The 21,635-nt window shown below is 45.9% G+C and carries 22 protein-coding genes; 10 read left to right on the plus strand and 12 right to left on the minus strand.

Features of this window, described 5'->3' with window-relative positions:
- Positions 1-174: 174 nt before the first annotated feature.
- Positions 175-1,494, minus strand: a complete 1,320-nt coding sequence (locus JGK20_RS21210) for a GNAT family N-acetyltransferase (RefSeq protein WP_293182187.1) — start codon at positions 1,492-1,494, stop codon at positions 175-177.
- On the opposite strand from JGK20_RS21210, the gene JGK20_RS21215 reads away from it, so the two are divergent.
- The gene (locus tag JGK20_RS21215) at positions 1,495-1,674 is read left to right on the plus strand and encodes a hypothetical protein (protein WP_293182223.1); all 180 of its coding nucleotides are present in this window, start codon (positions 1,495-1,497) and stop codon (positions 1,672-1,674) included.
- 335 nt (positions 1,675-2,009) lie between these two features.
- Here the strand turns inward: JGK20_RS21215 and JGK20_RS21220 are convergent, their stop codons facing one another.
- Positions 2,010-3,191 carry a F420-0:Gamma-glutamyl ligase gene (locus tag JGK20_RS21220; protein WP_293182186.1) on the minus strand — a complete coding sequence of 394 codons (1,182 nt, stop codon included), beginning with the start codon at positions 3,189-3,191 and terminating at the stop codon, positions 2,010-2,012.
- An 80-nt stretch (positions 3,192-3,271) separates the two neighbouring features.
- On the opposite strand from JGK20_RS21220, the gene JGK20_RS21225 reads away from it, so the two are divergent.
- Entirely contained in the window at positions 3,272-3,415 is a 144-nt protein-coding gene (locus JGK20_RS21225) for a hypothetical protein (protein ID WP_293232034.1), read from the plus strand.
- Positions 3,416-3,423: 8 nt separating this feature from the next.
- On the opposite strand, the gene JGK20_RS21230 is transcribed toward JGK20_RS21225, so the two are convergent.
- On the minus strand, positions 3,424-3,747 hold the full coding sequence (locus JGK20_RS21230) for a hypothetical protein (RefSeq protein WP_293207868.1): 324 nt from the start codon (positions 3,745-3,747) through the stop codon (positions 3,424-3,426).
- 6 nt (positions 3,748-3,753) lie between these two features.
- Positions 3,754-4,041 (minus strand): type II toxin-antitoxin system RelE/ParE family toxin, encoded by a 288-nt coding sequence (locus JGK20_RS21235; protein WP_293207866.1) that lies wholly within the window; start codon positions 4,039-4,041, stop codon positions 3,754-3,756.
- A gap of 263 nt (positions 4,042-4,304) precedes the next feature.
- Between JGK20_RS21235 and JGK20_RS21240 the strand changes: the two genes are divergently transcribed.
- The 5 genes from JGK20_RS21240 (at position 4,305) to JGK20_RS21260 (ending at position 9,802) form a co-directional block, all read left to right on the plus strand.
- The gene (locus tag JGK20_RS21240) at positions 4,305-4,646 is read left to right on the plus strand and encodes a XisI protein (protein ID WP_293207863.1); all 342 of its coding nucleotides are present in this window, start codon (positions 4,305-4,307) and stop codon (positions 4,644-4,646) included.
- A 71-nt stretch (positions 4,647-4,717) separates the two neighbouring features.
- Complete coding sequence (locus JGK20_RS21245; protein WP_293207861.1) at positions 4,718-5,050, plus strand: DUF433 domain-containing protein; 333 nt, start codon at positions 4,718-4,720, stop codon at positions 5,048-5,050.
- Positions 5,051-5,806: 756 nt separating this feature from the next.
- Positions 5,807-6,934 (plus strand): cache domain-containing protein, encoded by a 1,128-nt coding sequence (locus tag JGK20_RS21250; RefSeq protein WP_293232036.1) that lies wholly within the window; start codon positions 5,807-5,809, stop codon positions 6,932-6,934.
- Positions 6,846-8,519 (plus strand): response regulator, encoded by a 1,674-nt coding sequence (locus tag JGK20_RS21255; RefSeq protein ID WP_293232038.1) that lies wholly within the window; start codon positions 6,846-6,848, stop codon positions 8,517-8,519. Before JGK20_RS21250 ends, JGK20_RS21255 begins: the two co-directional genes overlap by 89 nt.
- A gap of 11 nt (positions 8,520-8,530) precedes the next feature.
- Positions 8,531-9,802, plus strand: coding sequence for a response regulator (locus JGK20_RS21260; RefSeq protein WP_293182174.1), 1,272 nt, complete (start codon positions 8,531-8,533; stop codon positions 9,800-9,802).
- Between the two features lie 284 nt (positions 9,803-10,086).
- On the opposite strand, the gene JGK20_RS21265 is transcribed toward JGK20_RS21260, so the two are convergent.
- Positions 10,087-10,833, minus strand: a complete 747-nt coding sequence (locus JGK20_RS21265; RefSeq protein ID WP_293182172.1) for an SIMPL domain-containing protein — start codon at positions 10,831-10,833, stop codon at positions 10,087-10,089.
- Between the two features lie 329 nt (positions 10,834-11,162).
- Here JGK20_RS21265 and JGK20_RS21270 point away from each other — a divergent pair, with 329 nt between their 5' ends.
- From JGK20_RS21270 to JGK20_RS21280, 3 genes are all read left to right on the plus strand, one after another.
- Positions 11,163-11,546 carry a YkvA family protein gene (locus tag JGK20_RS21270; RefSeq protein WP_293193206.1) on the plus strand — a complete coding sequence of 128 codons (384 nt, stop codon included), beginning with the start codon at positions 11,163-11,165 and terminating at the stop codon, positions 11,544-11,546.
- A 302-nt stretch (positions 11,547-11,848) separates the two neighbouring features.
- Entirely contained in the window at positions 11,849-14,194 is a 2,346-nt protein-coding gene (pcrA, locus tag JGK20_RS21275; protein WP_293225500.1) for a DNA helicase PcrA, read from the plus strand.
- Positions 14,195-14,410: 216 nt separating this feature from the next.
- A complete protein-coding gene (locus JGK20_RS21280) occupies positions 14,411-15,016 on the plus strand; it encodes a hypothetical protein (protein WP_293211977.1) in 606 nt (201 codons plus the stop codon).
- Between the two features lie 240 nt (positions 15,017-15,256).
- On the opposite strand, the gene JGK20_RS21285 is transcribed toward JGK20_RS21280, so the two are convergent.
- From JGK20_RS21285 to ilvB, 7 genes are all read right to left on the minus strand, one after another.
- Positions 15,257-15,457, minus strand: coding sequence for a hypothetical protein (locus JGK20_RS21285; RefSeq protein WP_265234579.1), 201 nt, complete (start codon positions 15,455-15,457; stop codon positions 15,257-15,259).
- Positions 15,454-15,798 carry a hypothetical protein gene (locus JGK20_RS21290; protein WP_293211975.1) on the minus strand — a complete coding sequence of 115 codons (345 nt, stop codon included), beginning with the start codon at positions 15,796-15,798 and terminating at the stop codon, positions 15,454-15,456. Before JGK20_RS21290 ends, JGK20_RS21285 begins: the two co-directional genes overlap by 4 nt.
- A gap of 173 nt (positions 15,799-15,971) precedes the next feature.
- Positions 15,972-17,345 (minus strand): FGGY-family carbohydrate kinase, encoded by a 1,374-nt coding sequence (locus tag JGK20_RS21295; protein WP_293211973.1) that lies wholly within the window; start codon positions 17,343-17,345, stop codon positions 15,972-15,974.
- Positions 17,346-17,624: 279 nt separating this feature from the next.
- Entirely contained in the window at positions 17,625-17,912 is a 288-nt protein-coding gene (locus JGK20_RS21300) for a DUF433 domain-containing protein (RefSeq protein ID WP_293198975.1), read from the minus strand.
- 149 nt (positions 17,913-18,061) lie between these two features.
- Entirely contained in the window at positions 18,062-18,271 is a 210-nt protein-coding gene (locus JGK20_RS21305; protein WP_293182156.1) for a type II toxin-antitoxin system HicB family antitoxin, read from the minus strand.
- Positions 18,272-18,286: 15 nt separating this feature from the next.
- Entirely contained in the window at positions 18,287-18,556 is a 270-nt protein-coding gene (locus JGK20_RS21310) for a hypothetical protein (RefSeq protein WP_293198974.1), read from the minus strand.
- A 729-nt stretch (positions 18,557-19,285) separates the two neighbouring features.
- Positions 19,286-21,121: a biosynthetic-type acetolactate synthase large subunit gene (gene ilvB, locus JGK20_RS21315; protein WP_293193861.1), complete on the minus strand. Its 1,836-nt coding sequence runs from the start codon at positions 21,119-21,121 to the stop codon at positions 19,286-19,288.
- Positions 21,122-21,635 lie beyond the last annotated feature (514 nt).

A 21,635-nucleotide genomic window follows, 5' to 3' on the forward strand; every position in this document is an offset into this window, starting at 1 on the left:
TTTCTGAGCCGGATATTTTTTTACGAACCGCGAAGACGCGAATAACGCGAAGGAAGAAGGGAAGAAGTTGGGTTTTTTCGGTTTGTAGTGAGGACTTTAGTCCGCATAAATAAGAGGACTAAAGTCCTCACTACAAACCCTTAATTTAGCCGACATTATATCAGAAATTAAGTTCTACTCTGGGGCGTCGCCGTCGATCGGCAATTCCGGCAAATTCAGAGGCAAAATGCTGCTAGCATCTGTTGCTCCAGATTCAGGATTTTGGCTGTTCAAAGGGTTAACTTGATTAGCTTGATTTTTTCCGGAGTCCAACAAAAAGGGCTTAATCTCAGACGACGCGGGCCCTGTTGTGGCTTCTCCAGCCATCGGGCCGAGCCAGGACATCCTACCCGGTACGGGTTTGCGAGTTGGCTGGAAGCTTTGCAGCATTTCTGATAGCTGGAGTCCTTCGAGGGAGACTAACTTGGACTCGCGCAATTTGTGCCACACCGATCGCGACATCAGCAAGCTGTGTTCCAAACGCACGGCTCCAAATTGCTCTAAATAAGCTTCCCGTTCCGGCTGATAGTCGGCGGAAGCCAGTTGCAGGCTTTGGACTGGGAAATCTTGAACGAGGCGCGCCATTTGGGATAGCAGTTCGGGGTACAACCAAGTGTAGGCCGGGTGCACTGTCAGTTGGGCGACGTGCGGCTGTTGGCCGTTGCGGGATAGCTGTATCTGAAAATAGCCGATCGCAGCTTTGCGCTGCGGTTCAAATACGTAGGCGCTGACTACCTCTGTTTTGCTCAGCCACTGTTTGACACCTTCAAATAAGGCGCCGAAGAAACTGGTTTTGAAGTCTTGAATGTGCCGATCGAATACTTGACGTACTAACGGCGGCATAGACGCGGTATCGAGTTGATATAAAAATTGAGCGTCAGCGTTGCTTACGGGCAGCAGGTTGGGCAAATCTGGCGTCGCGGAGGCCATTTCTTGGAGGCGTTCCGGGGCGATCGACCAATAAGTCATCTGGGCCAACGGCTGAAATCCGTTCTGGCGGTACAAAGCCAGGGAACTTTTATCGCCAACATTCACCTCCAGCAGCCACGTCCGCGCCTCCCAGACTGCCTCGAAGCAGTACCGCATCAGCATCGAACCAATGCCTTTGCTGCGGGCTTCTGGATCTACCCCGACGCGATCGATCCGCCAAGTGCTGCGGGTGCGGTTGAAAGGAGAAATCTGAATTATGCCCTTAACTGTCCCCTCTTCTTCGGCAACATGGGCTCGAAACAGCGACTGACCAGGGTTGGGAAACAAGCTAAACAGCTTTAGCAGCCCGTACCAGCGACGAATCTGCTGAAACTTTTTACCTAGTACCAAGTCGCAGCTTGCGCCCTTGCGTTTTTCTGGTTGTTCGGCTGTTTCCACGCACAATTGTTCCATCGCCTCGATGTCGCGGTACTGAAACGGGCGAATCACAACCTGGTTTTGGTTTTGGGAGGGAAATGAAGTCATATAGAAATTCTCAAGTGGTTAGTGGTTATTTGTTATTTGTTATTGGTTATTGGTTATTGGTTATTGGTTAGTGGTTATTGGTTATTGGTTATTGGTTATTGGTTATTGGTTATTGATGTCAACTTAATGTCAAACGTACTGCTGGTCTTCTGTTTACCGCTGAGGCCAGATCCCCCCTAGCCCCCCTTAAGAAGGGGGGGACAGGAGCATTCTCAAAGTCCCCCTTCTTAAGGGGGATTTAGGGGGATCTGGCCTCAGCGGTAAACAACATATACAAAGGCTTTTAGCTTTAACTTGACAGGCTTTGGTTGGCGAGTCACTCACGAAAGTTGAGAACCCTAATAGCACGAAACTGGACAAGAAAATTAAAAAATCAAATATCTTTAAGAAAGGGGAAGAGTTACGGAAGTTTTGAGTTCTCAACTTATAACTTTTAATTCTTCACCCTTTCTCGATCGATCTAAAATTAAAAATTTCAAATCATTAGTTTGATTTTTTAATTTTCAGTCTTCAACTCAAGATTTCTGTGGTAGAGGTCGAATTAACACAACCGGTGTTCGCTCGTCAGCATTCCCGGCGGGGTTGCTGCGTAACGCTTGCTCTAAAAATGTTACCGATAAATCGGAGGTCGCTGCTAATATCTTAACTGCTTTTAAGTCATTAGCGTCTACGATCGCCGCCGCAAGTCCAGTTTCTCGTTGAATTTCCTCTACAACTTGCTGGGGATTGTCCGGGCCAAGCACGATAAATTGGTCGAAGGGAGGCAAAGTTCCCGTAACATCGTCGATTAGCCTGGCTTGTTCCCCTGCAAGTTGGTAAAAGACTCCCGGTTTACCGAATATTTTAGCTATAGAGCCGATCGCAAATGCGGCCACTACACGCCAAGGCCCAACTACATCAACCAATGTCTGCATTCCGCAAGCGGTGGCCAAACTCGACATCGGCAAGAAAAACAAGCAGACTCGCTTGGCTACCCATCCGGGTTTGACTTCACTGGGATGGCGGTAGCGTCCCTGCATCAAGGCTAAGGGAGTTTCGGCGAGGGCGACAATATCACCTTTGTTGGCGCGCGGTAACACGTAACGCTTGACAATTTCGACGGGATTGTCGAGTTCGGCGAGGATGTGGGTGCGAATTGGGAAGACTTCTGCAACGCCGACATTGCGGGCTGTGGGTACGGTGTCCGAGTTGGGAAATTGCAGCGGGACTACTACGTTGCGGACTCTGGGGATGCGCCCGCTTGGGCCGTAGGTGATGAAATGTATTTGCACCCAAGCTGACTGCAATTTGTTTAAATCTTGCCCTTGAATGTCTACGGAAACTTTAATTTTCGTGTTTTTTTGGGCTTTAACAATATAGCCGAACCAGTAATCGTCTGCTCTTGCTTCTGCGTCTTCGTGACCAGGAATGACTTTTGTCTGGGAAGTCACGCCGTCTAAACTTCCGTCTGACAGCAGTTTCACCTGTGCCCGCACATCTGGCAACATAATCTCGAACCGCTGTGTCAGATTGCGGAATTCCATTTCGCCAACCAACAGATAGCGGTTGGGTTCGTTTATGGCTAAGTGCCATTCTCCGGCTGTAAGTTCTAGTTTATTTGCACTCCCAGTCCGGCGATAGTTCAACTCTAGGCCCAATCCGCCCAATGCCAGCAGCGAACCGGCTGCTGCGATTCCTGTTGCTAAAGTCTCAATCACTCAAATCACCGCCAATAATATTTTGTGTTTACTGTAGTCGATCTCGGGTACTTCGAGATCCGATCCGGCAGTAATTGCATTTGCTGGGTTTGCTGGGGGGATGCCAGTTAGTAAATTTTGCTGTCAGCGGTTTGGATGTTGGCGGGCTGTGGGGATGGGATGTGCGATCGCACTTTGGGATGCAGCGAAGGTCGAGATCCCTTGAGTTAGATCGCACATCTTAGCATCTAACCTAATTAATTAGCTCGCGCTCATTATCATCCCCAAGAGCTAATTCGGAAATCATCTGCTTCAAAGAAATATTTCGACTGCGATCGGATTTCGGTTTTGGGGGCTGCGCCGCCATCTTTGCCTCAACTTCTTCTAGCAATAAAACTGGTAATTCAAAAGCTTCTTTGAACCATTGAACCAGTTTTATCAATTCTTCCAGTGAGCTACCAATTGCTACAGTAGCAGCTTTGCCACAATCAATAATTGTGCCATCTTGCTCGTAAAAAACCTCACGAATTGAGTAGCGCCCTTGGCTGTCACAAAATACGCGATAAGTCCAAATCATAAATTTTCAACCTTCTTTTCCTCGAAAAAACACACTATTATTTGGCTTTTCACCGATTCTTTCAATGCTGACAATCTCCACGAGTTCATCAACGTTGTAGAATACCCGGAACACACCAGTCCGCAATTCCCATTCTGCAATATCCGGTGGAGAACGTCGGAAACGATTTTTTGTTTCTACCGTTGGTTCATAGGTTAATTGCGTTTGAATCGCATCGATCAGAATTTTCTGCTCGAATTTCCTAAAATATTGTAAATCCTTAGCAGCATCAGGCGTAAATTCAATTTCGTACATTCGTGACTTAAGCAATAGACATAGCTAGCATAAACTCCTTCATCTTAACCTGCGAGGGATTGAGTTGAGCGACAGTCGATTTCCCTGATTATAGCCCGCGCAGGCATCGCCCGTCTGTGGCCGCGAGGTACGGGATTGGATGTGCGCTTCCAGCGGACGATAGCTTCGCCACCGCGCGTGCTTGGGATGCACTTAAGGTCGATCGCCTTCAGTTAAAATGTAGAAGATCGAATTACCTCGTCTCGCGGGAAGGTGGTTGAGCGATGGATAAATTAGAGTATTATCGTCATTTGATTCGGAAAGTTTTAACCGAGTATTATGAGTTGGGGGCAAAATCCAGCAATTCAACGCTAGAAAGTGCGCTGATTTTTGACGAAAGGCACGACCATTATTTATTGGTAGTAATGGGTTGGGAGGGACAAGAACGGATTAAGGGAAATACTATTCACGTGCGATTGCGGGATGGCAAAATTTGGATTGAGGAGGATTGGACAGAAGATGGGGTGGTGACAGATTTTTTGCAGGCTGCGGTGCCACGGGAGGATATTGTATTGGCGTTTCATCCACCGCATTTACGGCAATATACGGAGTTTGCGATCGCTTGATTGTGCGATCGCCAATCCAACCATCTCACCTAATTCGTTTAAAATCTAGATAAAAAGCAGTGATTAGCCCTATGACACTAGCCATCACCCCAAGCAAGCAGTATATCGAACAACGCAACGGAGGGTATTGGATTCAAGGAACTCGCATTTCCTTCGATTCAGTCGTTTATTCCTTCTTGAATGGAGAAGCACCGGAAAGCATTGTCCCAAATTTTCCACTTCTTTCGCTAGAACAGGTTTATGGTGCGATCGCCTTTTATCTTGCCAACCGAGAAATCGTGGATGCGTACTTAGAAGAAGGTGAAGCAGAATTTAAGGAATTGCAACAGTCTCTGAGACAAAAAAGTCCACTTCTGTATCAACAATTGATAACTGCTCAAAATCGGAAAAAAGGCGCATTATGACGAAAATTAGATTAAAAATTTGCGTTTTCGTATTTGTAGAAATCGCCACTCTCACTATATTATATACGATCTGGTGCGGGAAGCATTTTTAGCGTTGTAGGCACTGTATCGGTAGGAAATCTAGTCATTGTCGCTAATGATGACCAAAATAAAAGTGCTGTCGTATCTCCACTCAGTCGCAAAGATAGTGAAGGAAATGTCTGGTATTTGACGACAAGATTGAGAGCAAGTGAGTACAAAGGTTGGATCAAAGCAGACTTTTTGAAACTCAGATGTCCTAATCCCTAGGTGTGGCGCTCAAAAAGAGGAGGCACTCTGCACGGACTTTCTCTTTTATTTTACTTTAAATATGCGATCGCCCAAACAACTCTCGATCGCACTTATCCGATTCTATGTACTTAAGTATTTGCCACCAAACTTCAAGTATCAATTCGGCACAACTCCTACGAGAATTCCCTGATATTTATTTACCAGGACAGTGCGAACAACACCTCAACAACGCCCTTACCTCATTAACCTCGTTTCTCCGAGGAACTTAGAGAAACTTCTAGAAGTGCTGCTGTGCGGGCGAGGTATTAAATTCATTGTGAAAAATATTAGCTTAAACCATTTTTGGGTTAATATCGATACATAACCACAAATTAGGTGATACTCAAATAAAGGCGATCGCCCGATCGATGTCTCTTAAAAAAACAGCTTGCCTAAGTGTAGTCGAGCAAAAAGAATATCCGCATCGCTGCAATAGCGAATTGTCATATGCCATCATCCCAGGCTTCAATCTTTAACAAACTCATAGGTAGCGCCCCGCTGCGAGCTGTTTTGATTGTCCCCTTCGTGTTACAAATCATGGGGGCGGTCGGCATTGTTGGCTACTTATCTTTTCGCAACGGACAGAAAGCAGTCAACGATTTGGCATCTCAACTGCGGACAGAAGTCAGCAGCCGCATTGACCAGCACTTAGACAGCCAACTCGACACAGCGCGCCACCTTGCTCAAGTTAATGGTGATGCCTTCGATGTGGGATTGCTCGATCCCAAAGATTTAGATAATATGGCTCGTTTTTTCTGGAAACAGATGCAATTGTTTAATGTCGGCTCCATAGGCTTTGGTGCTCCAGGAGGCGAGTTTGCAGTTTCTGGATATCAAATAGATCAAAATATTATTTCTGGCTTCAGCAATCTAAAGCAACGTGGCAATCGAGATTATTACTTTTACAATACAGATAGTCAGGGCAACAAAACTACGCTTGTTGATATATACAAAAATTACGAATTTGACAAAGAACTGTGGTATTCAAACACGGTAAAAGCTGGAAAACCGACATGGGTTTTATACCAGTGGGAAACCGCGCCGTTTCCTCTGGCTGTTTCGGCAAACCGACCGGTATACAATAAAAATAGGCAATTAATTGGCGTAATTGGAGTTGACCAACGCCTCACACAAATTAGCGATTTCTTGCGTAATTTAAATGTTAGTCGTTCCGGTAGAATCTTCATCATCGAACGCAGCGGGCTGATTGTTGCATCCTCCAGTTTAGAGAAACCTTTCACAATTGTCAGCGAAAAAGCGCAGCGACTACCCGCTATTAACAGCAGCGATTTGTTGATTTCTAATACTGCTCAGTACCTGAAGAATCGCTTTGATAATTTTTACAAAATTAAACAAAGTCAGCAGATTGAGTTTATGTGGAAAGGCCAGCGTCAGTTTGTCCAAATTTTACCCTGGAAAGACGAGTGGGGATTGGATTGGTTGGTAGTTGTGGCGGTTCCTGAATCGGATTTCATGGGGCAAATTAATGCTAATACTCGCACCACGATTCTATTTTGTATCATCACAGGATTTCGCCTCTGGGAAGTTCGATCGCACTGTGGAAGTCTCCGGTAAGAATGAACTGGGCGTGCTTTCGGAATCCTTCAACGACATGGCGCAGCAACTGCGCGACTCTTTTACAGCCCTAGAAAATACCAACCTCGAACTCGAACAGCGCGTCGAAGAACGCACCGTAGAACTCAAAATTGCCAAAGAAATGGCAGACGGCGCCAACCGCGCCAAAAGCGAATTTTTGGCTAACATGAGCCACGAATTGCGAACTCCCCTCAACGGCATTTTAGGCTACGCACAAATTCTCCAGCGCAGCGAACCGATGACGCAAAAAGGACGCAGCGGTGTTGATATCATTTATCAGTGCGGTTCGCACCTGCTAACGCTGATTAATGATGTGTTGGATTTGTCGAAAATTGAAGCCCGAAAACTCGAACTGCATCCCGCAGCTTTTCACCTACCTTCATTCATCCAAGGTGTTGCGGAAATCTGCATGATTCGCGCCCAGGAAAAGGCAATTACCTTTGATTTGCAGATTGATTCGCAACTCCCGACAGGGGTTTGCGGTGATGAAAAACGTTTGCGCCAAGTGCTGCTAAATTTGCTGGGAAATGCAACTAAGTTTACGGAAAAAGGCGGAGTAATTTTTCAGGTTGATGTAATTAAAGATGCTGAGTTTTCCGATTCAAGTTCTCAGTTAAATTTAAATCAAAAAATATATAAAATTCGCTTTACAGTTGAAGATACAGGCCCGGGAATGACCGCAGTACAAGTTAAGAAAATATTTTTACCTTTTGAGCAAGTAGGTGATGTGAAAAAACAATCGGAAGGTACTGGATTGGGACTTGCGATCAGTCAAAAGATTGTGGGCTTAATGCAGAGTGAAATTGCGATCGACAGTCGTGCAGGAGTTGGCAGTATTTTTTCCTTTGAAGTGTCACTCCCGGAGGCGCAAAATTGGGCTGATAGTTCGAGAATCGTCGAACAGGGCGCTGTTTTGGGTTACTTGGGTGAAAAACGCAAAATTCTGGTGGTGGATGACAGGTGGGAAAATCGTGCGGTGCTGGTGAACTTGCTAGAACCGATCGGCTTTAAGATGATTGAAGCGGCTGATGGTAAGGAAGGACTCGATATCGCTTTAGCCACCAAACCCGATTTAATCCTCACCGATTTAGCGATGCCGGTGATGGACGGATTCGAGTTTTTGCACCAAATCCGCACTCATCCTCAACTGCGAGATGCGATCGTGCTAGTGTCGTCTGCAAGCGTGTTTGAGATCGATCGCCAAAAGAGCCTGGATGCAGGCGGAAATGATTTTTTGCCAAAACCAGTACAAGCAGATGTATTGCTAGGCTTACTTCAAAAATATTTGCAATTGGACTGGGTATATGACGACACAGTAACTGCGCGTAAAAAAGCGCAAAATGCGATGCCAAATGAAATGCAGATTCCGGCGATCGAGATTTTACAGTTATTAGATGAACAAGCTCAATCTGGCGATTTAGATGCGGTAATCGAGATTGCGGAGGAAATCCAAACAGCGAATCCAGAACACGCGCTTTTTGCCCAAAAAATACTCGTTTTGGCAGAAGGTTTTCAAGTCAAAGAGCTGCGGGCATTGATTCAAGAACATTTATCAAAAGTTTAAGGGGAAAAATCATGCTTGAGTCTGATAAAAAATTTATTTTGATAGTAGATGACAGTGCCACCAATTTGTCTGTGCTGTCGCAAGCCTTAAAAACAGCAGGCTACAAAGTGCGGGTAGCCGTGGACGGAGAATCGGCGCTCGTTATGCTAGAAAAATGTCCGGTCAATCCGGCAAAAAACTTTTTTCCAGAACTAATTTTGCTAGATGTGCAAATGCCGGGAATCGACGGCTTTGAAACCTGTCGCCGAATTAAAGAGAACCAGCTAACAAAGGCAATTCCAGTCATTTTTATGACTGCTTTAGCAGATGCCGAAAGTAAGATGAAAGGATTGTCATTAGGTGCGGTGGATTACATCACAAAACCTTTTGAACAAGACGAAGTAATTGCGAGAGTTAACATTCACTGGCGGCTCAAAGAGTTGACCGACAATCTGGAACAGCAAGTTACAGAACGCACTTGCGCTTTACAAAAAGCCCAAGTCAAGGTAGTGCAGCAAGAAAAACTGTCCGCCCTGGGACAACTCGTGGCGGGAGTCGCCCATGAAATTAACAACCCGCTGAGTTTTATGGTCAGCAACATTGCGCCTGCAAAGGAATATCTTACTGAGATTACAGAACTTCTTAGCCTTTATCAAAAATATTATCCTGAACCTCCATCAGATATCGCTAGCAAGATTGAAGACATAGATTTGGAGTTTGTGATCGAGGATTTTTCTCACTTGTTAGATTCCATGGAAGTAGGCACTGAGCGCATTAAAGATATTTCGCTGTCGCTGCGAAACTTTGCTCGTTCGGATGGAGATACTGTGAGCGCGATTGAGCTGCACCAAACTCTAGATAGTACGCTGTTGCTGTTAAAACACCGACTCAAGGATCAAGGATGTCGCCCGGCTATTGAAGTTATCCAAAACTACGGTGAATTGCCCCTAATTAAATGCTATCCCGGCCCGATGAACCAAGTGTTTATGAATTTGCTAGCAAATGCGATTGATGCTGTGGAAGAGGCTTGGGAAAAAGACCAGCGTCCTCTGAATATTACGATTAGTACGGAAGTTTTGCGCGAAAGTGCGATCGTCCGAATTGCGGATAACGGGTTGGGAATGACGGAGGAGATTCAACAACATTTGTTTGAACCTTTGTTTACCACGAAAGCGGTTGGTAAGGGCACGGGGCTGGGATTGTCGATCGCTAAGCAGATTGTGAGTGATAAGCACGGCGGTCAATTGTTCTGCAAGTCTATCGCCGGGAAAGGTACTGAATTTGCGATCGAACTTCCTATTTAATTTTATAGAAGAAGGAAGAAGGAAGAAGGAAGAAGGAAGAAGGAAGAAGGAAAGCAATGGTTTCAGCTATTAATAACTTCCTAACTGTGTCGGCTTGAAATCAAAGCCGATGATATCGGAATTATAGCCGAGTGCGAGCGTTCCCAATCGCGATCGATCGCGAGAGTGCGAGCAATTATTCTGAACCCTTACGAGGGATTATTCTGAACGCGAGCGGGGGGTTATTCTGAACGCGAGCGGGGGGTTATTCTGAACGCGAGCGGGGACGCTCGCACTGCACAACATCAATAGCTAATTTGCAAAGTCACAGAAGCATTTACCTGCTGTTCCCCTCCTATCACCGGTGTTGGAAGAGCAATATCACCAGCAGCACGAACACCACCAAAATTCTGGTACACAGGAGGCGGTGCGGAAGCACCGTTGACTTGAATGCTGAGAATTTCTCCCCGCTTGAAGTTGAGCGCGTTTAAGACTGCATCTGCTTGCGATTGAGCGTCTTGAGTTGCTTTTTTGAGTGCTTGTTTTTGAGCTTGGGCGATCGCACTTTCGGTAGCTACAAAGCTCACACCTTGAATTCGGGTTGCTCCGGCGCTCACTGCATCGTCTAGCAAAGTGCCAGCAGATTGAGTATTGATACGAAAACTGACGGTATTTGTAGCAGTATACCCTATTAATAAGCGCTGTTGGTTGTTTTCGTAGCTGTAATTCGGGTTGAGGGAGATGCCGGTAGTTTCGAGTTTTTGTACTTGGCGCGATCGCAGTAACTCTACCACAGCGGACGATCGCTTTGCCGCTTCCTGCTGCACCTCGGCCGCCGTTTTTCCCTGCACCTCAACCCCCAAATACACGAAAGTTTGAGTTGTCGGAATCGCTTCCACACCTCGCCCAGTAACCGTTAGCGTTCTGATCCGCTGTTCTTGAGCCTGTACCGGATCTAATCTCACAAAACTAACGAGAGTTAAGGTTAAACATAACGCTGTTAGCAGACTGCGGAAATTGATTCTAGTATTGCGTTGCAAATTTGAATTCATAAACTCGATGCTCCTCACATACAACAGATGATATACTTGACCTTCGCACTGGAATTGCTAAAGATTCAGCCTGTTACGTTTTTAGCAACTAAAAATTTTAGTCATTAGTCATTAGTCATTAGTCATTGGTCATTAGTCATTAGTCATTAGTCATTGGTTCATCTGGGTTTGGCAAATATATCTGTAGGGGCGAAGCATGACCGCAGTGAATATGAAATTATAACTAATAACTTATATGCGGTCATGCTTCGCCCTCTTCAAAACCCAGATGCACCCTTGGTCATTAGTCATTAATCATTGGTTATTAGTCATCAGTCATTATTTTTTATATGCAATCCTTAAAACAAGCTGCCCGCCAACTCAAAAAAGAAACTTACGCTGTTTATTTAGCAAGTACAGACCAGAGAGTACCTTGGTACGCGAGAGTTTTAGCAGGTGTTACAGTTGCCTATGCCTTTAGCCCGATCGACTTAATTCCCGACTTCATCCCAATTCTCGGCTACTTGGACGATTTAATAATTGTACCATTAGGAATTTGGTTGGTAATCAAGATGATTCCGCCACAAGTTTTAGCCGAGTGTCGGGAAAAAGCAGCCGCGGAAATAGAGCGAGGAAAACCGATAAATAGGACAGCCACTGCTGTAATTATTGCCATCTGGATTAGCTTGGGAATATTAGCTGCTATTTTGCTGAAACAAATATTGAAACGTTAGAATACCCGGCGGTTGAAACCGCGGCTATACAGACAAAACCCGAGCTCAGAGGGGTTGAAGAATAAGCAGTGAAAATTATCTTATTTTATTCAGTCCGCGAAGGCGGACATGGTTTGTGTAGACGCGGTTTCAACCGCCGTCTTATGGCGGACATCGTTTGTGTAGGCGCGGTTTCAACCGTGCGTCCGATATTCATGATATTATATTGTAGGGCGATCGCGCCTGACCTTAAAAAAACTCCCCGTATCAAACACTAAGTATTATTTATCCCTTAAAAAAATCCCAGAACTAACTATCCAACTATGACTCAAACTACCGATCACCTCAGCCACCTCAACCCATCCCAGCGCCAAGCAGTCGTCCATTACAACGGGCCGCTGTTAGTAGTAGCAGGCGCCGGTTCCGGGAAAACCCGGGCTCTAACTTACCGCGTAGCTAACTTAGTTCGCACCAACCGAGTCGATCCTGAAAATATTCTAGCGGTGACATTTACCAATAAAGCCGCTAGGGAGATGAAAGAAAGAATTGAGAAATTGCTGGCGACTCAGCAAGCTGAAGCGGAATATGGCAAACCTTTGGCAGATTTAGCGCCGGAAATACAGACGAAATTGCGATCGCAAATTTACCACAGAATTACCAAACAGATTTGGATGGGGACTTTCCACTCTCTGTGCGGCCGAATTCTCCGCTACGACATTGAGAAATATCAAGACGAAAAAGGCCGCCAGTGGAAGAAGAATTTTTCGATTTTTGACGAGTCAGATGCTCAAACTCTCGTCAAACAAATCGTTACCAAAGTCCTCAACCTCGATGATAAGAAATTTGACCCGCGCAAAGTTCGCTACGTCATCAGCAATGCTAAAAATAAAGGTTGGTCACCTCAAGAATTCCTCGCCGCCGAACCGGATTACAGAGGGCGCGTAATTGCCGATGTTTACAGTCGCTACCAAGATGCTTTAGCAGCTAACAACGGCTTAGATTTTGACGATTTAATTCTCGTTCCAGTTAAACTATTATCCCAAAATGAGCAAGTATTAAATTATTGGCATAGAAAGTTTTGCCATATTTTAGTAGACGAATACCAAGATACTAACCGCACTCAATACGATTTGATTCGGATGTTAGTCACGAATAACGTTGACCCGAAACAGTTTGATAAATGGCAAAATCGCTCAATCTTTGTCGTGGGTGATGTCGATCAATCAATTTACAGTTTTCGGATGGCAGATTATACTATCTTGCTGGAATTTCAAGAAGATTTTGGCGATGGTTTGTCGGACGAGAAGACTCAGACAATGGTAAAATTAGAGGAGAATTATCGATCGCGCGAAAACATCCTCGAACTCGCCAACCACTTGATAGAACACAATACCGAACGCATTGATAAGGTTCTGCGCCCGACTCGCGAACCCGGAGCTCCGGTTGTGGTGTGGCGCGCTGACAACGAAATAGATGAAGCGCAATTTGTAGCTGGTCAAATTCAAACGCTGAAGCGCCAAAACTCCGAATACGAACACGGTAGCAACTTTGCAATTCTCTACCGCACAAACGCTCAATCTCGCTCCTTTGAAGAAGCGTTAATGTACTTAGATATTCCCTACAATATTGTCGGCGGGCTGAAGTTTTACGATCGCAAAGAAATCAAAGATATCTTAGCATACCTGCGAACGATCGCCAATCCCGACGATAGCGTCAGCCTCAAACGCATCATCAACACTCCCCGCCGCGGCATTGGCGACACCACATTTGGTAAAATCGAAGAGGCTGCAACTCAGTTGGGGATTCCGTTGTGGGAAATTCTCAGCGATGAGTCTTCTGTAAATACTCTCGCAGGGCGATCGGCAAAAGCGATCGTTAAGTTTGCCCAAATGATCGGTAATTGGCAACAAAAACTTGAAACTACGTCCGCGTCACAAATTGTCCAAGGAATTATCGAAGATTCCGGTTACATTGACGATTTGAAAAACCAAGGAACCGAAGAAGCCGAAAATCGGATCGAAAACGTTCGAGAATTGTACAATGCGGTGATCCAATTTGAAGAACAAAACGAAGAACCGACCCTCACATCATTTTTAGCAAAAGCATCTTTAGCATCCGATTTAGATGACTTGAAAGAAGACGATTCCCGCGTATCGCTGATGACGCTGCACTCAGCCAAAGGGTTAGAATTTCCCGTAGTCTTTCTCGTCGGAATGGAACAGGGTTTATTTCCCAATTTCCGCAGTTTAGATGACCCAAAGGCGATCGAAGAAGAACGCCGTTTGTGCTACGTCGGCATCACTCGCGCCCAGGAATTGCTATTTCTCACTCACACTCGCGAACGCCGCCTCTGGGGAGGATACCGCGAACACTGCACGCCTTCGCTATTTTTGGGAGAATTGCCAACACATTTGTTGGCTGGAACTACGAAGAAAACTAAGACTGGTAAAACGGCTGGATCCCAGGGAAAAACTAATAATTCAGCAGCCCATTCTGGGAGTTCTCCATCAGAGTGGAAAGCTGGGGAACGAGTTTTTCATCATGCTTTTGGAGTCGGAGAAATTACCCACGTTTTGGGAGTGGGCGATAAAACTAATCTGGCAATTAAGTTTACAGGTTTGGGGCGGAAAATCATCGATCCGAGGACGGCGAAGTTGCAGCGAGTGTGATAGAAAATTCGTGTCGGCGGGTTGAAGAAGACCCGGCGGTTGAAACCGCGTCTATACAGGCAAAACCCGCCTCCGCGGGTTGAAGAATGGACGGTAAAAATGCGATAAAAATTACGTTTTTGTCTTCAGTCCGCGGAGGCGGACATCGTTTGTGTAGACGCGGTTTCAACCGCCGGATTTTCTAAGTAAAAAGCAGAAATCAAAACATAAACTCTTATGTCTTACAGTCAATTTACAACGATCGGCAAAGTTAAAGAAGCCTTCAATCTCACAGTAGTGGAAGGAATCAGATTTTTGCCGGAAATTGAGCCGATCGCACCTGCAACAGCCTTGCAGACCATGCTGGAGACAAATTTGCCTTGGGCGATCGCCACCAGCACCGAAAAAGCCCGTTCTGAAGCCATTATCAACCCTGTCTTGCTGGAAGTTCGCAGGATTCTCAACCAACAAATCAGCGTGTTTTCGGGTGAGGAATTCAATGTCGATGCTGCTGTTGGACTTACAGGAGTCTGCGATTTTCTGATCAGTCGTTCCCCCGAACAATTAGACATTGAAGCCCCAGCCATTGTGATGGTAGAAGCTAAAAAAGGAGATTTGAAAGTAGGTTTGGGGCAGTGTATTGCGGAAATGGTGGCGGCCCAGAGGTTTAATGAAGCGAAAGGGCGATCGATTTTAGCCATCTACGGCAGCGTTTCCAGCGGCACAGCTTGGCGATTTCTCAAGCTGGAAGGGCAAATAGTGACGATCGATCTTACCGACTATCCGCTACCTCCCGTCGATCGAATATTGGGATTTTTAGTGTGGATGGTACGCCAAAATTAGCATCATATCAAATCTGTGTTGAAAATCTGCGATCGGAGTCGGCAATTTCAACCATTACTAAACAACCAAAGTCCGAACAGAAGGGGACTCAAAAGAAATAATTCAAAGCTATCGCGTAGGAAACCTTCTGGCTTAACAGTCAAGATGCCTGTTCCACAATAAAATTTACTCTTTGTGGAACAGGCATCTTGACTGTTCATAAAAAACTTATTAAGAATCAATGATGCAACATCTCATATCTTATTCGACTACCTGAGATTCCACACGCCTGTATTTACCCGCCAAACGTTCTCGACGCTGGCGGCGGTTGTCAGCTTCAAATATAGCGATTAATTCATCCAGGTTTAGAGTCAAAGCGTCCAACTGTTGGCAGACTTCACGCATCTTGTCAACGTGTCGCTTTCTGGTTTCAGCATCGGGGATTCTAGGTTGTTGATTCATGGCAAATTCCAATCGATTTTAATTTCTCGGATAGTTGCTTCTGAGGCATCGACAGTCGCCTCTGTTTGTTCTATCGTTCTATACAGAAAGTTTAACGTATCCGCAGTCGCAGCGGGTTGAGATTCTGCCACTTGCTGCAAAAGCCTGTACAAACGATTGTAAGGGTTTCTCAACCTTTCTTTAACATTATCCAGGGATTCAAGTTCGGGGAGTGTCGCTTCTGTCTCGCCAAACTGCTGCATTAAAATATATTCTGTGGCAGTTGTCTCGTTGAGGAGTTCCACTAGCCGTCGCTGTAAACTGAAAATTGTGTTCAGGATGTCATCAGGTAGCTTTGCCATTGTCCTTGATTTTTAGGGATAACAACTTAACACAATATATCAGAATCTTTGCTTGCTCCCATTTCATTTTTAATCAAGAGCGATCGCACTCCTAATTTACCACCTTTTAACCTAACTAAAAGCATCCAGGTTACAATCTATAGCATCGATCCGTGAGGTCGCTTTCTTCAATCCTAAAATCTAATATCTAAAATTGATTCACTTCCCTGCTTCGCCAATAATGCACTTCCATAGGCAGCAGCAGTATGAACGGGCGTTTCCACAGGCACTTTCAAATAACGATGACGAATTGCACTCCAAACTGCATTTTTGGCGCCGCCGCCAGCAGTATAAACTTTTGTCAAAGGAGTCGCACCCAACTCCTGCAATAATTGATATCCCCGCGCTTCAATCCGCGCGATACTTTCTAGCAAACCGTGCAGGAATTCCACTGAATCAGTCGGACGCGGTTCGAGTTTCGGCGGCAAATTCGGGTCATTAATTGGAAAGCGATCGCCATTTTTCAACAACGGGTAATAATCCAGCAAACTCTCTTGCTCTGGATCGATTTGTGTGCTATAATTATCCAATTCAGCATCTGTAAAAAAGTGTCGCAGCACCGCACCACCCGTATTAGAAGCGCCTCCAACTAACCACAGATCCCCCCCCGCCCCCCCTTCAAAAGGGGGGGAGAATATATTAGAGAATCTGTGACTGTAAATCCCGTATCTAGAATCATCTACGCGGGTATGACTTAACAGTTTCACAGCTAAAGTTGAACCGAGAGAAGTTACTGCTTCCCCCGGTGAATTGACACCGCTTGCTAAAAATGCTGCAATGCTATCGGTTGTCCCAGCATAAACTGTACAATGACGGGGAAATCCGAAGCGATCGCCCAATTCGACTTTAATTTCCCCTACAGGCGTACCCGGTGCGACAACTTCCGGCAATTCAGGAGTTGCAGCGCCCGCAATTCCCTCGATCAGCCAATCGGGATAGCACAAAGTATCAACATCGAAACCGAGTTTTAAAGCATTGTGATAGTCGCTAATTCCCAATTTTCCGTGCAGCAAAAACGCCAACCAATCGGCTTGATGCAGGAAATAAAGCTTCTCAATAACAGGCAAGATGCCTGTTCCACAAAGACTGAATTGTGTTGTGGGGTGGGCTTCTAGCCCGCCCTCCTGCCACCAGAGGAGTTTGGCGAGGCTGGATGTGGCGCTTAAGACTGTGTGGTTGGCTGGTGCGATCGCCCGTAACCTCTCTGTCACCGCTGCACCGCGCCCATCGTTGTATAAAATCGGCTCACATACGGGTATACCTTGCGTATCGCACAGCATGACTGTGGAGGATGTGCCATCAAGGGCGATCGCGCTTACCTGATTGCGGATGGTTGCGGGGATTTGCTCAATTACAGCCGAGAGTGCATTTTGCCACACCGAGGGCAATTCCGGCTGTTGTGCGTCGGCAAAAGTGTATTCTGTTTCACAATGGATTGTACCCTGGGAGTCGATGATTGTCGATCGAGCGCCCGTAGTACCGAAATCTATTCCCAAATAAAGATTCATTTATAGCAGTTGACAGTTGACAGTTGACAGTTGACAGTTGTTGTAGGGTGTGTCGCCATTGAAAATCCCTCAACACAAATCGACAATCGAGCGAGCGACGCACCTGTGCATAGACGTAAAGTAGTTGTAGGGTGCGTCGCCCTTGAAAATCCCCCAACACAAATCGACAATCGAGCGAGCGACGCACCTGTGCCTAGACGTAAACTAAGCAAACCAAACAATTCTTTTGTAGCCAAACTTTTTCTAAATCATCTAAATATAAACGAATTTGGCTCAAGATTAACTCTCCCCTTTGCATCCATTAGCTAAGCGATCGTACTCAGCTTCTTCCGCCGCAATATCAACATTTATCTGCTCTTGATTTGCGTAGTAGTAAGCGAGTGCTCCATGAACTTGGGCTAAATTTAAGTGAGAAATTTCAGCAATAATTTCTTCTGGACTCATCCCCATCTTGTACCAAACGGCGATTCGCTGAACGGTGATTCTAGTTCCTGCGATGCGGGGGCGATTTCCACAGGTTTCTGGTGTGGAAATTATCAGAGTGCCAATATCAGTTAAAGTTGGCATATATTTGAATCTGAGGTTAAAAATGTCAACTTAATTATAGCATAGGTTTATTATCATTTCAAGGCTTAGGTATGGGGGCGAGAAACCCGGTTTCTACGACTTTTGTGTTGAGTGACGATAAATATAGCAAGAAACCTGGTTTCACCAGATTATCGTGCTTCGACATATTCACATAGCGTAGTTGGTTCGGGAATGGGTAAACCTTCCTCTCGCAATCCTTCTAAGTGAAATTCGATCGCTTCTTTAATTTGCTGCTGTACTTCTGCAAGGGTTGCGCCTGTGGCTGCACATCCGGGTAAATCGGGCGCGTAAGCTGAATAGTTATTCGGTGTTTTTTCGATCAGAATGGCATAACGCATTATTCAGCCTCGACTTTAGAGTAGATTATCTTTGAGAAGTTGAGCTTTGACATCCTCTAGGCTAATGCCTTTTCCTTCTCGAAATTGCTGGCGAGACTTCCTAACTCTTTCTTTAAATAGGGGATGATTTTCTAAATCGTAATCAAAGGCATCATCTTCATCAGAAAAACCCCGCAATACACCGATCGCCTTTCCTTCTTTCAAGATGATAATGTCTTCTGCTTCGGCAAGTTTCAGGTATTTTGAGACATCTGTTTGTAAGTCGGTCAAAGTGACTGTTTTCATTATCTATTCCTCCGTTGGTTCAGTAGTTTTTCCTTCACGCAACAGCCATTGGGCCGCTTGTGTTCTAGGAACAATTACGATAATTTATACAATATTGTACCGAACGTCATAGAAAATACGAATTTCATCAACTCTCAGGCGATATTGCGGTTTATCCATCTCCCGCAAGCGTTTAATTCTGCTTTTGCTTTCTTGGCTGGGATTGTGTAGGAGATGGGTTTCAATTGCATCGATTACTTTACTACGATCGGTTTATCTGAGACGTTTTAGGTCTTGCAAAGATTCGGTTGTAAACTCTATTTTATAGGGCATATCTAAGCTGTATGTATTTTAATTTGTATAGCCAGACGGGTTTTGGAATAGGCAATCAGGGTTTAGACACTGGCTCATAAAATATGCTTAGAGATTACAGATTAAAGCTCTCGATGCGATGCCAGCGGACATGGTGTTAAATGTCAAATAGCAGAGCCGGGTAAGGACACAGCATTGCCGATATGTGTCAACTTAACCCCAAAACCTTTGTATCTCTCGCTTTTATCCGAGGCCCGATCCCCCTAAATCCCCCTTAAGAAGGGGGACTTTGAGATCGCTCCGGTTCCCCCCTTCTTAAGGGGGAGTAGGGGGCAAGCTAAGGGGGGATCTGGCCTTAGGAATAAACAGCAATCTCTGACTACGTTTGACCTTAAGTTGAGACTAATAAGCAATGCCTAAGTCCCCACTCAAAACTCCTTAAACTTTTGTCCCGCACTCAGGACAAAACTTATTACTCGAAACATTCTTCGCGCCGCAACTCGGACAATAAATCAACTCCGCAGATTCCAATTTACTCCGTTCGGGTAAACCAACCATTTGAGCATTACTCTTACCTGGAACTACCATCGGATAGCAGTTTTCGTCCCTCGTCACCTTCACGTTCATCAGCACTGGGCCGTCGTGAGCAAGCATTTGCCCGATCGCACCCTCCAACTCATCCGGCCCTGAAACCAGCATCCCCTTCACGCCGTAAGCCTCAGCCAGCATCACAAAATCCGGCATCCCCACAGTCATGTTCGAGGACGAATAACGCTCCCCATAGAACGCTTGCTGCCACTGCCGCACCATTCCCTGCCAACCGTTATTTACAATCACAATCTTGACATTAATGCCGTATTGTGCTAAGGTTCCGAGCTCTTGAATATTCATTTGGATGCTAGCGTCGCCAGCAATACAAATCACTTGCTCGTTGGGTAGCGCCATTTTCGCGCCCATCGCCGCCGGCAGCCCGAAACCCATTGTTCCCAAACCAGCGCTGGAAATCCAGCGGCGCGGCCCGTTGTTTAAGAATTGAGCCGACCACATTTGATGTTGACCTACATCCGTTGTGTAGTAAGCATCCGGCGCTTGAGTCGCCAACTCCGAAATCACCTGCTGGGGAGACAAAATATCGGGGTAGTGAGGCACAACTAACGGATAATCCTGTTTCCAGCGATCGATCCTGTGCAGCCATTCCCCAGTTTGTCCGGCAGTTCCCGAAACACCAGTTTCCCGACAGCGGCGCAGCATATCCATCAAAACTTGCCGGACATCTCCGACAATCGGCACGTCTGGGCCGCGATTTTTGCCGACTTCCGCCGGATCGATATCGATGTGAATCACCTTCGCCCGCGCGGCAAACTCGTCTAGTTTTCCCGTTACTCGATCGTCAAACCGAGCTCCGACAGCAATCAACAAATCGCACTCGGTAACGGCAAAATTAGCATAAGCAGTGCCGTGCATCCCCAGCATTTTCACAGACAGAGGATGGTTTTCATCAAATGCACCTTTGCCCATCAGCGTTGTCGTGACAGGTAATTGGAACATCTCGGCGAGTTCCTTAATTTCCTCGTGGGCCCCGGCTGCGATCGCCCCGCCGCCCACATACAGCAAAGGACGCTTCGCTTCCTTCAGCAACTCAATCGCTTGATTAATCTGCCGAGGATTTCCCTTGACTGTCGGGCGATAGCCAGGAATTCTCACCGATCCGGGTGTCACGGGGAGATAGTCAAACTCTTCTAAACCAACATCCTTGGGAACATCAATCAACACCGGGCCCGGGCGTCCCGTACTCGCGATGTGGAAAGCTTCAGCGACAATTCGCGCCATATCTCTCGGATCGCGCACTACATAGGAATGCTTGACAATTGGCAAAGTAATGCCGTAAATATCAGTTTCCTGAAACGCATCAGTGCCGATCGCCGGACGGGGCACTTGACCGGTAATAATTACCATTGGGATAGAATCCATGTGCGCCGTCGCAATCCCCGTCACCAAATTAGTTGCACCCGGCCCGGAAGTCGCGAAACAAACCCCAACTTGTCCGGTAGCGCGGGCATACCCATCGGCTGCGTGGGCTGCTCCTTGTTCGTGCCGCACCAGAATGTGTTTGATCCCGCCACTTTCTTCAGCGCGGTAGAGTTCGTCGTAAAGCGGCAGAATTGCGCCGCCGGGATAACCAAAAATATGCTTGACACCGTGGCGGATCAAGCTGTCAATCAGAGCAAATCCACCAGTTGCACGTTTAACGGCGACTTTAGTTTTTAGTTGCACAGAATTTCTTTCCTCAAACTAATTATGTTTTTTAATGAAAGCTTTTATAACACTTTAATCTCAATAATCAAACTCTGAAAATTTAACTGCTAATATTTTACAAAAAGTTTCGCGAGCGATGTGCGATCGTCGGGAAATATTGCTAGTGCGAAGTGTGGCTTCAGCCCCTCAACGTAGTATCCGTTTAAAATCCCCTCGCCTTTAGGCAGAGGGATCAGTCAAACTTTTAACTAATACGAGTGGGAAGTCCGGCACTCTATCCGCTTACAGGATGAGTGACGGGATGAAAACGAGCAGCAAACAAATTGAGCGATAGCGAATCCATGATAGGATCGAAATAAGCGGGGATGATAAGAGTAGCCGTGGTGGGCGAACTTTCCGTTGTATAAAGGCTAGACACCACCTATCAGTTTCAGACTGGTAGCCCCAAAATCCCTTTCTTGCCGTAAAAGAGCTGATGGATGGGTGAAAAAATCAACAATTCTACTCCTTGGGACACAGGGAGTCTGCCGGA

This window comes from Microcoleus sp. PH2017_05_CCC_O_A (assembly GCF_020738785.1).
Classification (GTDB): domain Bacteria; phylum Cyanobacteriota; class Cyanobacteriia; order Cyanobacteriales; family Microcoleaceae; genus Microcoleus.

What these genes read in the sequence shown, in the direction of transcription:
- JGK20_RS21210 (WP_293182187.1), bottom strand. Translation starts at nt 1,494, where the DNA reads ATGACTTCATTTCCCTCCCAAAACCAAAACCAGGTTGTGATTCGCCCG.
- JGK20_RS21230 (WP_293207868.1), bottom strand. Translation starts at nt 3,747, where the DNA reads ATGATTTGGACTTATCGCGTATTTTGTGACAGCCAAGGGCGCTACTCA.
- JGK20_RS21235 (WP_293207866.1), bottom strand. Translation starts at nt 4,041, where the DNA reads ATGTACGAAATTGAATTTACGCCTGATGCTGCTAAGGATTTACAATAT.
- JGK20_RS21240 (WP_293207863.1), top strand. Translation starts at nt 4,305, where the DNA reads ATGGATAAATTAGAGTATTATCGTCATTTGATTCGGAAAGTTTTAACC.
- JGK20_RS21245 (WP_293207861.1), top strand. Translation starts at nt 4,718, where the DNA reads ATGACACTAGCCATCACCCCAAGCAAGCAGTATATCGAACAACGCAAC.
- JGK20_RS21250 (WP_293232036.1), top strand. Translation starts at nt 5,807, where the DNA reads ATGCCATCATCCCAGGCTTCAATCTTTAACAAACTCATAGGTAGCGCC.
- JGK20_RS21255 (WP_293232038.1), top strand. Translation starts at nt 6,846, where the DNA reads ATGCTAATACTCGCACCACGATTCTATTTTGTATCATCACAGGATTTC.
- JGK20_RS21260 (WP_293182174.1), top strand. Translation starts at nt 8,531, where the DNA reads ATGCTTGAGTCTGATAAAAAATTTATTTTGATAGTAGATGACAGTGCC.
- JGK20_RS21265 (WP_293182172.1), bottom strand. Translation starts at nt 10,833, where the DNA reads ATGAATTCAAATTTGCAACGCAATACTAGAATCAATTTCCGCAGTCTG.
- JGK20_RS21270 (WP_293193206.1), top strand. Translation starts at nt 11,163, where the DNA reads ATGCAATCCTTAAAACAAGCTGCCCGCCAACTCAAAAAAGAAACTTAC.
- pcrA (WP_293225500.1), top strand. Translation starts at nt 11,849, where the DNA reads ATGACTCAAACTACCGATCACCTCAGCCACCTCAACCCATCCCAGCGC.
- JGK20_RS21280 (WP_293211977.1), top strand. Translation starts at nt 14,411, where the DNA reads ATGTCTTACAGTCAATTTACAACGATCGGCAAAGTTAAAGAAGCCTTC.
- JGK20_RS21285 (WP_265234579.1), bottom strand. Translation starts at nt 15,457, where the DNA reads ATGAATCAACAACCTAGAATCCCCGATGCTGAAACCAGAAAGCGACAC.
- JGK20_RS21290 (WP_293211975.1), bottom strand. Translation starts at nt 15,798, where the DNA reads ATGGCAAAGCTACCTGATGACATCCTGAACACAATTTTCAGTTTACAG.
- JGK20_RS21295 (WP_293211973.1), bottom strand. Translation starts at nt 17,345, where the DNA reads ATGAATCTTTATTTGGGAATAGATTTCGGTACTACGGGCGCTCGATCG.
- JGK20_RS21300 (WP_293198975.1), bottom strand. Translation starts at nt 17,912, where the DNA reads ATGCCAACTTTAACTGATATTGGCACTCTGATAATTTCCACACCAGAA.
- JGK20_RS21305 (WP_293182156.1), bottom strand. Translation starts at nt 18,271, where the DNA reads ATGCGTTATGCCATTCTGATCGAAAAAACACCGAATAACTATTCAGCT.
- JGK20_RS21310 (WP_293198974.1), bottom strand. Translation starts at nt 18,556, where the DNA reads ATGAAAACAGTCACTTTGACCGACTTACAAACAGATGTCTCAAAATAC.